Below are 13,050 nucleotides of genomic sequence, written 5' to 3' on the forward strand. Positions count from 1 at the left end.
TCCGCGCCGCCCGCGGCCGACGGGCGGGCGCTGCTCGGCAGCGACCTGGACGAGCGGGGCCTGCGCTTCGGCCTGGAGCGCTCCTACCGGACGCTGGCCAGGCTCGCACAGGGCGGCGAGGAGAGGATCGACCTGGTGGAACGTGCAAACCGTTACCGCCCCCGGACGTGGGTGTGATCGATGTCGCAGATGCCCCGGTCGACGGCGCTTTCGCGGTGCCCCAGTTGTGAGGAGCCCCTGGAGTCGGGCGACCTCTACTGCGGCGCCTGCGGGTACGACCTGTCGGTGGTGCCCGCCCCGCCGTCCGACCCCCCGACGCTGACCATGAACGGCACGGTGCCGCGGCCCTCTTCGCAGGCGCCCCCCGTGGACTGGCCGGCCGCTCCGCCGGCGGGCGGCCCTCGGACGCCCGCCCCGGTGCACCTGCCGGCCGACCTGCCGGGCACCGACGTGGGCGGCGCGGAGCCGCCCGGCACGCCCGCCGGAAAGGGCGTGCGGTTCGACCGTCCCGCGGAGCCCGACGACTACCACCTCGCCTCCCCCGGGCTCTCGGCTTCTCCCCCGCTCTCGGCCTCGCTCGAGCAGGGGGACCCGCATGAGCAGGGAGGAAGCCCGTCTCAGCCGGTCGACCCGCGCACCGCCGTGCCGTCCACGCCTCCCGCCGGCACGAAGGTCTGCGTTGCCTGCCGCGCGGGCACCGTGGACAGCGACGGCTACTGCGAGAACTGCGGCCACGCCCAGCCGCGCGAACGCGACCACCTGGAACAGGAGTTGGGCGCGGTCGCGGCGGTCAGCGACCGTGGCCTGCGCCACCACCGCAACGAGGACGCGTTCGCGGTCTCCGCGACCGCGCTGCCCGACGGCTCGCCCGCGGTCGTCGCGATCGTCTGCGACGGCGTGTCCTCGGCGACCCGCCCCGACGACGCCTCTCTGGCCGCCGCCCGGGCGGCGAGCGAGGCGCTCCTCGACGCCCTGCCGCGCGGCACGCACCCTCAGCAGGCCATGCACGACGCGATCGTCGCCGCCTCGCACGCCGTCAACGCCCTGGCCACCGAGCCGGAGACGGCCCAGGAGCACGCCCCGCACCAGAACGCGCCCGCCTGCACGCTGGTCGGCGCCGTCGTCACCGCGAGTCTGCTCGTCGTCGGCTGGGTCGGCGACAGCCGCGCCTACTGGGTCCCGGTGGACCGAGCCGCGCCGCCGGCCCGGCTCACCGAGGACGACTCCTGGGCCGCTCAGATGGTCGCCACGGGCCTGATGAGCGAGGCCCAGGCGTACGCCGACGAGCGGGCCCACGCGATCACGGGCTGGCTCGGCGCGGACGCCTACGAACTGGACCCGCACACCGCGTTGTTCAAGCCGGACCGGCCGGGTGTCGTGGTGGTGTGCACCGACGGGCTGTGGAACTACGCGGAGGCCGCCGAGGAGATGGCCGAGGTGGTGCCGCTGGACGCCGGGCTCCGCCCGCTGCACGCCGCACGGGTACTGCTGGGTCACGCCCTGGACGGCGGCGGGCACGACAACGTAACAGTGGCGGTCCTCCCGTTCCCGGCACTGCCGCAGGGGGCAGGATCCGCCTGAGAGGTGTGCCGGGGGCGCCGTGAGGGTGCCCCTGGACGCGTCCGGGGCCGGCGGGGGCCGGCCCCGGAGAGGCCCCAAGTCCTGTCGTGGGCGTTCGACGGCAGGACCCAGGACCGGAGGGGACCGGTCCGCCACCAGTCGTCACCCACCGCGGTGGGGTTCTCAAGGGGGATCCGATACGGCCATGGCCAATTTCTCGAAGTCGAACGTGCCGCAGTTCTCGGTGGACGTCTACCAGAACGAGTACCTGCCGGAGGGGGGCCGCGAGGTCAACGCCATCGTCACGGTGACGGCGACCGGTGGCGGCACGATCGGGAGCGCCGTGACGGCGCCCCACCTGTACGCGCCGGGGCAGGGCCCGGACGCGGCGGTGGCGATCATGGTCGACTGCTCCGGGTCGATGGACTATCCGCCGACCAAGATGCGCAACGCGCGCGAGGCCACCGCGGCCGCCGTCGACACCCTGCGCGACGGCGTTCACTTCGCGGTGATAGGCGGCACCCATGTGGCCAAGGAGGTCTACCCCGGCGGCGGGCGGCTCGCGGTCGCCGACGCGACCACCCGCGGCCAGGCCAAGCAGGCGCTGCGCCGGTTGAGCGCGGGCGGCGGCACCGCGATCGGCACCTGGCTGCGGCTCGCGGACCGGTTGCTGTCCTCCGCGGACGTCTCCATACGCCACGGCATCCTGCTCACCGACGGCCGCAACGAGCACGAGTCCCCCGACGCGTTGAAGGCCACGCTGGACGCCTGCGCCGGCCGGTTCACGTGCGACGCGCGGGGAGTCGGCACCGACTGGGAGGTCAAGGAGGTCACCGGGATCGCCTCAGCGCTGCTCGGCACCGCCGACATCGTCGCCGATCCGGCCGCCCTCGCCGCCGACTTCACACAGATGATGGAGACGGCCATGGGCAAGGAGGTCGCGGACGTCGCGCTGCGGCTGTGGACACCCGTCGGCACCGAGATCAAATTCGTCAAGCAGGTGGCGCCCACCGTCGAGGACCTGACCGCCCGACGGGTCGAGGCAGGTCCGCGCGCCGGGGACTACCCCACCGGCTCCTGGGGCGACGAGTCCCGCGACTACCACATCTGCGTCCAGGTCCCGGCGGCGAACATCGGCCAGGAGATGCTGGCCGCACGCGTGTCCTTGGTCATACCCGAGGCGGGGGGTACCTCCCGCTCGAGCGAAGCCGGGAACGGGGGAGGAAGTGCCCGGAGCCTGGGCGTCCAGGGGCTCGTACGAGCCGTGTGGACCGACGACATGGCGGCGTCCACGTCCATCAACCCCCAGGTCGCACACTACACAGGGCAGGCCGAACTCGCCCAAGTCATCCAGCAGGGGCTGGATCTGCGCAAAGAGGGCGATTTCGATGGCGCAACGGCCAAGCTGGGCCGCGCCGTTCAGCTCGCGAACGCCTCAGGGAACGCGGATACTGCGAAACTGCTTGCGAAGGTGGTGGACGTGGTCGATGCCGCGACAGGTACTGTGCGACTGAAGGCGAAGGTCGCTGAGGCCGACGAGATGACACTCGAGACACGGTCCACAAAGACTGTTCGTGTAAAGAAGTGACATAACAACCAGCCCGACCCCCAGGGGTTGGAGAACCACGCCGGTCCCGGTGACCGGAAGAAGGAGAGGGGGACGCGCCGACATGCCGACCTGCCCGAACGGACACCAGTCGGGTTCCGACGACTGGTGCGAGGTCTGCGGTCACCGTATGGCCGGTGCCGTACCCCCGCCGCCTCCACCGCCGCCCGCCGCCGGTTACGGCTACCCGCCGCCGGGTTCGCCCCCGCCGCCTCCGGGCCCGGGCGGCCGCCCGGGGGAACGCCCGCTGTCCGCCGTACCGGATTCCGAGCCGGAGCTGTGCCCGCAGTGCCGTACGCCCCGCGAGGGCGGCGCGCCGTTCTGCGAGGAGTGCCGGTGGAACTTCCTGACCAACACGGCGACCTCGTACACCCCCGCCGCCCCGCGCACACCGGCGCCGGGTCTGCCGCCGCACTTCCAGCAGGGCGGACCGGCCGGGCGCGGCCCGGACTCGTACGACTACGAGAGGTCCCGGCCGTCGCAGGTCAACCGGCCTGCCGAACCGATTCCGCCGTCACCGCCGTTCGGCAGCGAGCCGTCCGGACCGACGCGGTTCGGCCCGGACGCCTCACGCCCGTCCGGTCCCGCGGGTCCGCCCGGCTTCGGTGCCGATCCGTCGCGTCCGGTTCCGCCGCCGCCCGGGCCCACGCCCGGTGGTCCGGGCGGTCCCGGCGCGTCCGGTGGCCCGCAGACCACGGCTCCGGGTGCCCCGTCGGGCTTCCCTCAGGGCGCACCGCCCTCCGCCTTCCAGCGGCCCGGTCCGCCGCCTCCCCCGCCGCCGACCCAGGGCTTCCCGCCCCCCGCTCCGCCGCAGTCGGGCGGCCCGTCCTTCGGCGGCGGTGACGACGACTGGGTGATCTCGCCGCCGTCGTCCGCGCCGGCGCCCGGCGGCCCGGGAGGTCCCGGTGGCCCGGGTGGCCCCGGTGGCCCCGGTGGCGGTCAGGGCGGTGCCTACGGTTACCCGCAGCCCGGTGCCACCCAGGCCCCGCCGCGCCCGTACGAGCAGCAGCCGGCGACCTGGACCGCGACCATCGGTCCGGACCGTGAGTACTTCATGGCGATGATGCAGCGCTCCGGTCCCGAGGCCGCGGGCCTCAACCTGCCCGCGTACTCCCCGGAGCAGCAGCGCACGCTCACCGGCAGCCAGGTCACCATCGGCCGCCGCCGCCACTCCACCGGCGACACCCCCGACATCGACCTGTCGGTGCCGCCCGAGGACCCGGGCGTCTCGCACCAGCACGCGGTGCTGGTGCAGCAGCCGGACGGGTCCTGGGCGATCGTCGACCAGAACTCCACCAACGGCACCACGGTCAACGGCTCCGAGGAGCCCATCCAGCCCTTCGTGCCGGTGCCCCTGCGGGACGGGGACCGGGTGCATGTGGGCGCCTGGACGACGATCACCATCCGGCGGGGCTGAAGGCTGAGAGAACCGACGATCAGGGGAGGGGCCAGGCGTACGGCCCCTCCGGGTCGTCCAGCCACGCCCAGACGCGGTCGCCGCCGACCGTGATGCCGTACCGCTCCCGCCCGGGCTGTTCCTCGCGCTCCCACAGCGTGTACGCCTCGTACGGGTCGAGGCGGCCCCGCGTCAGGGCCAGCAGGAAACGGAACCGGTCGTTGCCGCGCGCCCGCTGCGGCAGCCCGCCCAGATCCCGCGGCTCCGGTTCGGCACGGGTGCCCCCGCGCAACGGCACGAAGAAGGCGGGCGTCCGCAGGAAACGCCCCTCGGCGTGCCCCGCGTCACGCACCCGCAGGGCGATCAGCCCCGTCGCGAACGGAGTGAGGATGCGCGCGCCCGGAACGCACTGCGCGAGCCAGGCGCCCGGGATCGAACTGAGCGAGCAGGTCGCGATCACCCGGTCGAAGGGGGCGCGTTCCGGTACGCCGCGCGCGCCGTCGCCCGTCACCACGGCCGGGTGGTATCCGGCGGCCGCCAGGTGCTGCCGGGCGGACTCGGTGATCTCCGGGTCCAGGTCGATGGTGGTGACCCGGTCGTCGCCGAGGCGGTGCGCGAGCAGGGCCGCGTTGTAGCCGGTGCCGGCGCCGATCTCCAGTACGGCGTTCCCGTCCTCGACCCCCAGCTCGGTCAGCATCTCCGCCATCAGGGAGGGCTGACTGCTGGAGGAGACCAGCTCGCCGTCGCGGACACGGGTGGCCAGCGGGGTGTCGGTGTACGCGCCGCGCAGCCACTGTTCCCTGCGCTCCGGGTCGGGGTCGCCGCACCATCGGCGCTCGTAGCCGCCCCTGACGCCGATGTAGTAGTACGGCACGAAGAGGTGGCGCGGCACCGCCTCGAACGCCTCCCGCCACACGGGGTCCGCGCTCCAGGCGCCGCTCGCGTCGATCTCCCGTACGAGTTCCGCCCGTGCGGAGGCTGCGAGGTTCTCCAGATCCTGGTCGAGAGCTTGCGTGGCCATACCTCCACTGTGCTGCGGCACACAGCCCCGAGGCGAGCACGCCGCGCGCCGGATCCGGAATCCGCCCCTCTGGCCCCCTGGTCCTAAGCCTTGCGTCCTCGGTCGGCGTGTCTGAGACCATGGAGCATGTGAAAGAGATTCGGCGCGGCACGCTTCAGGAGCAGACCTTCTACGAGCAGGTCGGCGGTGAGGAGACCTTCCGCCGCCTGGTCCACCGTTTCTACGAGGGAGTCGCCGAGGATCCGGTCCTGCGGCCCATGTACCCCGAAGAGGACCTGGGCCCGGCGGAAGAGCGCCTCGTCCTGTTCCTGATCCAGTACTGGGGCGGCCCGACGACGTACAGCGAGCAGCGCGGCCATCCCCGTCTGCGCATGCGCCACGCCCCGTTCGCCGTGAACCAGGCCGCGCACGACGCCTGGCTGAAGCACATGCGGGTCGCGGTGGAGGAACTCGGCCTCTCCGAGGAGCACGAGACCACGCTGTGGAACTACCTGACGTACGCCGCCGCGACGATGGTGAACACCCCGGGGTGACCCCTGGCGTCAGCGGACGCTGACGTTCAGCGCGCCCAGTCCGGCTCTGCGCACGGCGATCGACCCGTACGGTGTGCGCAGCCGGAGCCAGGCGCCGGAGGAGAGCAGCGAGACCGGTTCCCCGGTGGACGCCTGACGGGCCGGGCGCAGGAAGCCCAGCGACTGTGCCGCGTGCACGGCCCGCACCGGCAGCCCGGTGTCCCCCACCGTGCGGGACCAGATCTCCCGGCCGATCCGGTCCAGTTCGGCACGGGTGCGCCGCTCGGCCGGCAGCTCCTCCGTACGGGACCTGAACTCGGCCACCGCCGCCGCCACGGTCGCCCGCAGCGCGTCGGGCCCCACAAGCCCCGGCTCGGGCCGCCATCCGGCACGCGGCGGCAGGACCCCCGCCCAGGGCGGCCCGGTGACGGCGGCAGGCACGGCCACCGTGGCCGCCGACTCGTCGACGGACTCTAGGAGTTCACCCGCCGACACGGTCACATCGAGCTGGACCTCCAGCCCGTCCTCGTACGGCTTGGCGAGCCGCACCGCGCGGACCGCGAGCACCTCGAACGACGGCGGCCGCCCGAAGACCGCCAGCGCCGTCCCGGTCGCCTGCAGACGCACCGCGGCGCCGCGGTCGTAGTGGAGCAGCCGCGCCAGGAAGGCGGCGAGGTCCGCCGCCTCCCCTTCGTCGGCGAGGTGGAGCACCGTCATGCGGCGACGGCCTCCTCCGCATCGTCCCGGTAGTCCTCGAGGAACGCGCGCTCCTCCGCCGTGATCCGGCGGGGCCGCTGTGCCTCGAAGTCGAACGGCACGACCACCGTGGAGGCCCTGACGTACACCTGGTCGCCGTCCTTGACCTCGTAGGCGAGGGTGAAGGACGCCGCCTTGATCTCCGTCACCCACAGCTCGATGTCCACCGGCGCGTGCCGGTGGACGAGCTGCCGCTTGTAGTCGATCTCGTGGCGCGCCACCACGGACCCCTGCTGGAACTCCTTGTCCGGGCGGAACAGGAAGTCGATACGGGCCTCCTCCAGGTAGCGGAGGAACACCACGTTGTTGACGTGGCCGTATGCGTCCATGTCCGCCCAGCGCAGCGGGCAGCGGTAGATGTGCCGCAAGATCAGCCCCGGGTCAGCTTCCGGTAGGTGGCACGGTGCGGACGGGCCGCGTCGGGACCGAGCCGCTCGATCTTGTTCTTCTCGTACGACTCGAAGTTGCCCTCGAACCAGAACCACCTGGACTCGCCCTCGTAGGCGAGGATGTGGGTGGCCACACGGTCGAGGAACCAGCGGTCGTGGGAGACGACGACGGCGCAGCCGGGGAACTCGAGCAGCGCGTTCTCGAGCGACGACAGCGTCTCCACGTCGAGGTCGTTGGTCGGCTCGTCGAGGAGCAGCAGGTTGCCGCCCTGCTTCAGGGTGAGCGCGAGGTTGAGGCGGTTGCGCTCACCGCCGGAGAGGACACCGGCGGGCTTCTGCTGATCCGGGCCCTTGAAGCCGAAGGCGGAGACATACGCCCGGGACGGCATCTCGACCTGCCCGACGTTGATGTAGTCGAGCCCGTCGGAGACGACCTCCCACAGCGTCTTCTTCGGGTCGATGTTGGCGCGGGTCTGGTCGACGTAGGAGATCTTGACGGTCTCGCCGACCTTGATGTCGCCGGAGTCCGGCGTCTCCAGCCCCTGGATCATCTTGAAGAGGGTGGTCTTGCCGGCGCCGTTCGGGCCGATGACACCCACGATGCCGTTACGCGGCAGCGTGAACGAGAGCCCGTCCACGAGGATCTTCTCGCCGAAGGCCTTGTGCAGGTCGTTGACCTCGACCACGACGTTGCCCAGGCGCGGGCCCGGCGGGATCTGGATCTCCTCGAAGTCCAGCTTCCGCATCTTCTCGGCCTCGGCGGCCATCTCCTCGTAGCGGGCCAGACGCGCCTTGGACTTGGCCTGCCGCCCCTTGGCGTTCGACCGCACCCACTCGAGCTCTTCCTTCAGGCGCTTCTGCCGCTTGGCGTCCTTCTGGCCCTCGACCTTGAGGCGGGTGGCCTTGGTCTCCAGGTAGGTGGAGTAGTTGCCCTGGTAGGGGTAGGCGCGGCCGCGGTCCAGCTCGAGGATCCACTCGGCGACGTTGTCCAGGAAGTACCGGTCGTGGGTGATCGCCACGACGGTGCCCTCGTACTTGGCCAGGTGCTGCTCCAGCCAGTTCACGGACTCGGCGTCGAGGTGGTTGGTGGGCTCGTCGAGCAGCAGCAGGTCGGGCTGCTCCAGCAACAGCTTGCACAGCGCGACGCGGCGCCGCTCACCACCGGAGAGGTTGGTGACGGGCCAGTCGCCGGGCGGGCAGCCCAGGGCGTCCATGGCCTGCTCCAGCTGGGAGTCCAGGTCCCACGCGTTGGCGTGGTCGAGGTCCTCCTGGAGCTTGCCCATCTCCTCCATCAGCGCGTCGGTGTACTCCACCGCCATCTGCTCGGCGATCTCGTTGAACCGGTCGAGCTTGCCCTTGATCTCGGCGACACCCTCCTGGACGTTCTCCAGGACGGTCTTCTCCTCGTTCAGCGGGGGCTCCTGGAGCAGGATGCCGACGCTGTAACCGGGCGTGAGGAAGGCGTCACCGTTGGACGGCTGCTCCAGCCCCGCCATGATCTTCAGCACGGTCGACTTACCGGCACCGTTCGGACCGACGACGCCGATCTTGGCACCCGGCAGGAAGTTCAGGGTGACGTCGTCGAGAATCACCTTGTCGCCGTGCGCCTTGCGCGCCTTGCGCATGGTGTAAATGAACTCAGCCAAGAGAAACCGTCCGGCAGCTTGAAATCTGGCAGTGGGCAGATACACCCCATCTTGCCGTACGGCCACCCCTGGGCGGAAACGCGTTAGGTCGGGGGGCTGTGACCTGGGGTTTTGCCGGTGACGGCTGGGGATCGTCTGTCACTGTCGGTCGCCGTTGGTCGGCCTCGGGCGGCCTCGCACGGCCCAGAGACGGCCCAGGGCAGCAGGCGGCTGAGCCCCTTGTGATGTCGGTACCGACGACTATGGTTCGACCGCCATCGAGAGCGACGCTTCGGGGAGGGGCTGTGGGAGCCAAGACGGGACTGCTCGTGTATGCCGACGGAGAGGTGCCGGGCCTGCTACGCGAGGTGGGGGTAGCGGACCTGCAACGGACGTCCGAGATGATGCGGCGGCTCTATCCAGGCTGGGAGATCGAGCAGTGCGCGGGCTCCGCGCTGTGGGACGGCGTGTACCCACCGAACGGTACGGCCTACGCCGCGAGCTGGCCGGGAGTGGAGATCGTCTGCGACCGACGAGTGATGATCGACCTCCCGTCACAGCTTCCTGAGCACCTGGTAGCGGCAAGTGCCGGCCGACGGCTCGTCCTGCACGCCATGCACAGCGTGGTCGACTGGCTCGCGTTCGCCGTGTGGGAGGACGGCCGCCTGGTCCGCTCCCTGAGCCTGTCGCCGGACAGCGGCATCGTGGAGAACATCGGTGAACCGCTCCCCTTTGAGCTGCCTTACTGGGCCGCAGACCACAGAGCCGACGCCATCCCCTGGCCCGACGAGCAAGAAGAGCCGTACCCGCTCCCCTTTCACCCCTTGGACCTGGGCGAAGACGCGCTGCGTGCGCTCTGCGGCTTCATCCAGGAGGGCCGTCTGGAGCCCGATGACATCGACGCCGACAGCATCGAACTCCACGGATTCCACGTCCGAGACCCACAAGGACCTGATCCTGCAGAGCAGGAAGCAAAGCTGCGAAGGGCCATGGAAGCCATGAGACCGCCGCGCTTCTACACGTTGGACCCTGGTGGCTCGCTGGTCGAGCGCGACGGCTTTTAGCTCACCACCTCCTCTTCTCGAACTAGCTGGCGGCAAGGTCATTGCGGTCCAGGACGCTGGGCATGGGGCTATCGGGGGCCACTGGTCGTTGGTTGCGGTACGTCGCTGTAGTACAGCAATCGAGCCAGCGCTTAGAAGGCGCTCTGCGGCTGCGTCCCATCCTCCTCTTGACCTGTGACTCTTCCTCAGCTGAGCGGCTTGTCGGTAGAGCTTCGACACGGATTCGACACGCAGTGTCCTAGTGGCTCTGTACGGTGCCAACGACACACACGCTGAGTACTAACTGTTGGGGGCGGGCATGACGGAGTATCTGTCTGAGGTTGATCCGCGATGGGCTGAGCACTCGGGCGAAGAGGGGCACTACGGCGCCCTGGAATGGGGTCCGGAGGACTTGCAGCGCGCCGCAGTGTTCTTGGCTGAACTCGCACCGCAGGCCCGGCGGGTGCTCGAGTACTTGGCGCGCAACCCTGGCCGGCGGATCCACTGCACGGAGCTGGTGGACAAGGCCCTGGACGGGCCGAACGAGAGTGATCCGGCGCGGCGCGTGGCAGGGGTTCTGTCCGGGATGAGCAAGGCACACAGGGGCATCAGTGCGCGGCGGCTTCCGTTCTACTGGTGGGAGGCACCCGAGGGGAGCGCGGGCGCGACGTACGCAGTCCGCCCCTCGGTGGCAGCGGTGTTCCTGGCCGCTCAGCTCGGCGAGTGACTCCATCGCTCATGGCCTAGGTGTTCTGGCCGGCGGATCATGGGCCGAGCCAGGGCCGGACCGAGGCGAGGGCCCACCAGTGCCCTAATCGTGTTGACCGCCCCCGACAGACAGTGCTGGAGTCGGCACGTGGACAGCATCCCCGCCAACCGGCGGCTCTGGAACCAGATCAGCAGCGCCTACCAGCGCGAACACGACCCGCAGATCGGGGCCACCCCCCGGCTGTGGGGCATGTACTCCATCCCCGATGCGCACCTGAACGCCCTGGGCGACGTCACCGGCAAACGCGTCCTCGAACTGGGCTGCGGCGCCGGCCAGTGGTCCAGGGCGCTCGCCGCCGAGGGCACCACTGTGGTGGGGCTCGACCTGTCCGAAGCCCAACTCGCCGCAGCGAGCCGCGCGATGGGAGCGGCCCACTATCCGCTGGTGCAAGGCGCCGCCGAAAGACTCCCCTTTGGCGCCGACAGCTTCGACCTGGTGTTCTGCGACTTCGGTGGGCTCAGCTGGGCACCCCCGCACATGGCCGTCCCGCAGGCCGCGCGCGTCTTGCGCCCAGGCGGGCGCCTGGTGTTCAACGTCGCCAGCCCATGGTTCGAAGTCTGCTACGACGAAGCCGCCAGCCGCGTGACCACGACGCTGCAGAAGGAATACTTCGGGCTGAACACCATTGCCGAAGACGGCGACGCGACCAGCTATCAGCTCACCTACGGCGACTGGGTCAGGGTCCTGCGCGGCGCGGGTCTCGTCATCGACGACCTCATCGAGCCGCGGCCCGAACCCGGAACACCCAACGGCTACAACGAAACCGACCCACCCGACTGGGCACACCGCTGGCCGGCGGAACTGCTCTGGGTAACCCACAAACCGTAAGTTCCGCCGCGCCGAGACGTGAAGGCATCCCCTCGCCGGGCAGGCCTAAGGGACCGCCGATCTCGCAGTGGCGCCTCGCTGACGACCAACTGTCGTCGACGGGACGCACGCCTTTTGCACCTCACGCTGCGGTCGTCAGCCGCCCTCGGAGTGACGGTTAGCGGTTGATCGGGATCTCGTAGACGATCTCGCAATGCGCGGCGGGCACCACAATGTCCGCCGTCTCCACAGGGCGCCCCTGGTCGCTGTAGTACGTCCGCCGGATGTGCGTGACGAGCGCGGCCTTCTGGATGCCCAGGAGCGACGCCTCCTCGGCGGTCGCATGCCTCGGCTCCGGCTGCTCCACGGCGTGGCTGACGGTGACGCCGATTGCGGCCATGCGGTTCACGACCCCCGCCCCGGCGTGCGGCCCTCCCTCGGGGAGGACGACGAGAGTGCCGGCGGTGAGGTCGTACGGCTCCCAACTCGTCGAAAGCTGCACCGGCCTGCTGTCGGCCAGGAACTCGTACGACGTCCTGACGCACAGGTCGCCCTCGGCAATGCCGAGCCGCGCCGCGATCTCCGCCGGAGCTGGCACCTTGGCCTCGGTACGGCTCTCCCAATCCCCTTGTGTGCCCAAAGCCTTCATGTCCACTCGGAACGGCGACCCGTTAGACCATTCACGCGCAGACGAACGGACCATGCGCACTCGCTGCCGGGGCTCGGCGACGTACGTGCCCGAGCCGGCGCGGCCCTCCAAGACTCCCTGGGAGATCAGCAGCTCCCTCGGGCTTCCCGCGCGCGTGGAGGAGCACGACCGGTACACGTCGGTCGAAGCGGCAGTGCCGGAATCGCTCTCCTCCGACTTATGGCGGGATGTCCTGGAAGTGGCGGCCGAGGCCGATCGATTCGGGCTCCTCACCACCAGCATGAACGACCGCACCCTCTGGGCGGTCGTACACAAAGCGGTCCCCACGACGGGCGATGTCGGGGGACCGAGCCATCAGCGATAGGAGCTGACCAGCGTGCTCAACCGTATCCGCCGTGCCGTGACTCCCACCAGAGCACGGCATCTCCCCAAGGGCAGGCACCTCCGCACCTTATGGGCCCCTCGGCCACCGATCGTTCCTGCTTCTTCAACATCCGTGGGCGAGTCGACAGTCCTGGCGCAGGCCGTCGATAAGCCGAGTCACCGGCACTCGCTCAGGGGCGAGGACCTCGCGCTCGTCCGTCCGTACATGCTGGTGCAAGAGGAACGCACCCGACGCCACCCGACGGTCGTCATAGCTCCCTACCTGCCGAGCGATGCCTGGTCGACTCTCCTGGGGGTCCGGTGACGTCCTCGCGAGGGCAGGCTCTCGGCCCGGACACCTCAGCGGCCTCGTACCGCTCGATTGCCTGCCAGATCGGCACGCACCAGGCCTGCGTGGAGTCCACTGCGGATTCGGCGCCGGTCGACCTCCCCTTGATCTACGAGGCCTGCGGCTGCCTGTGCAATTCGGCATCTGCCCCAACTCGGCCCGGAGGTAACGCGGTGAGGAGTTCGGCTTCCAGCGGCACGCCGGC

General features: G+C 70.6%; 14 protein-coding genes. 9 read left to right on the top strand and 5 right to left on the bottom strand.

Going from position 1 to position 13,050, the window contains the following annotated elements; translation table 11 throughout:
- The 4 genes from C3488_RS32015 to C3488_RS32030 form a co-directional block, all read left to right on the top strand.
- A partial coding sequence (locus C3488_RS32015; RefSeq protein ID WP_146067972.1) for a tetratricopeptide repeat protein occupies positions 1-177 on the top strand: 177 nt, incomplete at its 5' end.
- Between the two features lie 3 nt (positions 178-180).
- Positions 181-1,581, top strand: a complete 1,401-nt coding sequence (locus C3488_RS32020; protein ID WP_103844385.1) for a protein phosphatase 2C domain-containing protein — start codon at positions 181-183, stop codon at positions 1,579-1,581.
- Between the two features lie 184 nt (positions 1,582-1,765).
- Positions 1,766-3,148 (top strand): VWA domain-containing protein, encoded by a 1,383-nt coding sequence (locus C3488_RS32025; RefSeq protein ID WP_103844386.1) that lies wholly within the window; start codon positions 1,766-1,768, stop codon positions 3,146-3,148.
- A gap of 82 nt (positions 3,149-3,230) precedes the next feature.
- The gene (locus tag C3488_RS32030; protein WP_103844387.1) at positions 3,231-4,583 is read left to right on the top strand and encodes an FHA domain-containing protein; all 1,353 of its coding nucleotides are present in this window, start codon (positions 3,231-3,233) and stop codon (positions 4,581-4,583) included.
- 19 nt (positions 4,584-4,602) lie between these two features.
- Here C3488_RS32030 and C3488_RS32035 read toward each other — a convergent pair whose 3' ends face one another.
- Complete coding sequence (locus C3488_RS32035) at positions 4,603-5,583, bottom strand: methyltransferase domain-containing protein (protein ID WP_103844388.1); 981 nt, start codon at positions 5,581-5,583, stop codon at positions 4,603-4,605.
- Positions 5,584-5,702: 119 nt separating this feature from the next.
- Here C3488_RS32035 and C3488_RS32040 point away from each other — a divergent pair, with 119 nt between their 5' ends.
- Positions 5,703-6,116: a globin gene (locus C3488_RS32040; RefSeq protein ID WP_103844389.1), complete on the top strand. Its 414-nt coding sequence runs from the start codon at positions 5,703-5,705 to the stop codon at positions 6,114-6,116.
- A 9-nt stretch (positions 6,117-6,125) separates the two neighbouring features.
- Here the strand turns inward: C3488_RS32040 and C3488_RS32045 are convergent, their stop codons facing one another.
- Genes C3488_RS32045 through ettA form a run of 3 tightly spaced genes read right to left on the bottom strand, consistent with a single transcriptional unit; the run spans position 6,126 to position 8,886 of the window.
- Entirely contained in the window at positions 6,126-6,812 is a 687-nt protein-coding gene (locus tag C3488_RS32045; protein WP_103844390.1) for a hypothetical protein, read from the bottom strand.
- Positions 6,809-7,219, bottom strand: a complete 411-nt coding sequence (locus tag C3488_RS32050) for a thioesterase family protein (protein ID WP_103844391.1) — start codon at positions 7,217-7,219, stop codon at positions 6,809-6,811. The genes C3488_RS32045 and C3488_RS32050 overlap by 4 nt, the downstream gene beginning before the upstream one ends.
- Positions 7,220-7,221: 2 nt before the next feature.
- The gene (gene ettA, locus C3488_RS32055; protein WP_103844392.1) at positions 7,222-8,886 is read right to left on the bottom strand and encodes an energy-dependent translational throttle protein EttA; all 1,665 of its coding nucleotides are present in this window, start codon (positions 8,884-8,886) and stop codon (positions 7,222-7,224) included.
- A gap of 284 nt (positions 8,887-9,170) precedes the next feature.
- Between ettA and C3488_RS32060 the strand changes: the two genes are divergently transcribed.
- The 3 genes from C3488_RS32060 (at position 9,171) to C3488_RS32070 (ending at position 11,505) form a co-directional block, all read left to right on the top strand.
- Entirely contained in the window at positions 9,171-9,929 is a 759-nt protein-coding gene (locus C3488_RS32060) for a DUF6928 family protein (protein WP_103844393.1), read from the top strand.
- 298 nt (positions 9,930-10,227) lie between these two features.
- A complete protein-coding gene (locus tag C3488_RS32065) occupies positions 10,228-10,635 on the top strand; it encodes a DUF6416 domain-containing protein (protein ID WP_258053798.1) in 408 nt (135 codons plus the stop codon).
- 129 nt (positions 10,636-10,764) lie between these two features.
- Complete coding sequence (locus C3488_RS32070) at positions 10,765-11,505, top strand: class I SAM-dependent methyltransferase (RefSeq protein WP_103844395.1); 741 nt, start codon at positions 10,765-10,767, stop codon at positions 11,503-11,505.
- A gap of 157 nt (positions 11,506-11,662) precedes the next feature.
- Here C3488_RS32070 and C3488_RS32075 read toward each other — a convergent pair whose 3' ends face one another.
- On the bottom strand, positions 11,663-12,310 hold the full coding sequence (locus C3488_RS32075; protein ID WP_181139281.1) for a GntR family transcriptional regulator: 648 nt from the start codon (positions 12,308-12,310) through the stop codon (positions 11,663-11,665).
- Here C3488_RS32075 and C3488_RS32080 point away from each other — a divergent pair.
- A complete protein-coding gene (locus tag C3488_RS32080) occupies positions 12,219-12,497 on the top strand; it encodes a hypothetical protein (RefSeq protein ID WP_103844409.1) in 279 nt (92 codons plus the stop codon). The two genes, C3488_RS32075 and C3488_RS32080, sit on opposite strands and share 92 nt — an antisense overlap.
- Positions 12,498-13,050: the final 553 nt, after the last annotated feature.

This window comes from Streptomyces sp. Ru72 (genome assembly GCF_002920635.1).
Classification (GTDB): domain Bacteria; phylum Actinomycetota; class Actinomycetes; order Streptomycetales; family Streptomycetaceae; genus Streptomyces.

Bases quoted from the DNA above. Each gene is read 5' to 3' on its own strand.
- C3488_RS32040 (WP_103844389.1), top strand. From the start codon at position 5,703: ATGGAGCATGTGAAAGAGATTCGGCGCGGCACGCTTCAGGAGCAGACC.
- C3488_RS32045 (WP_103844390.1), bottom strand. From the start codon at position 6,812: ATGACGGTGCTCCACCTCGCCGACGAAGGGGAGGCGGCGGACCTCGCC.
- C3488_RS32035 (WP_103844388.1), bottom strand. From the start codon at position 5,583: ATGGCCACGCAAGCTCTCGACCAGGATCTGGAGAACCTCGCAGCCTCC.
- C3488_RS32025 (WP_103844386.1), top strand. From the start codon at position 1,766: ATGGCCAATTTCTCGAAGTCGAACGTGCCGCAGTTCTCGGTGGACGTC.
- C3488_RS32065 (WP_258053798.1), top strand. From the start codon at position 10,228: ATGACGGAGTATCTGTCTGAGGTTGATCCGCGATGGGCTGAGCACTCG.
- C3488_RS32020 (WP_103844385.1), top strand. From the start codon at position 181: ATGTCGCAGATGCCCCGGTCGACGGCGCTTTCGCGGTGCCCCAGTTGT.
- C3488_RS32030 (WP_103844387.1), top strand. From the start codon at position 3,231: ATGCCGACCTGCCCGAACGGACACCAGTCGGGTTCCGACGACTGGTGC.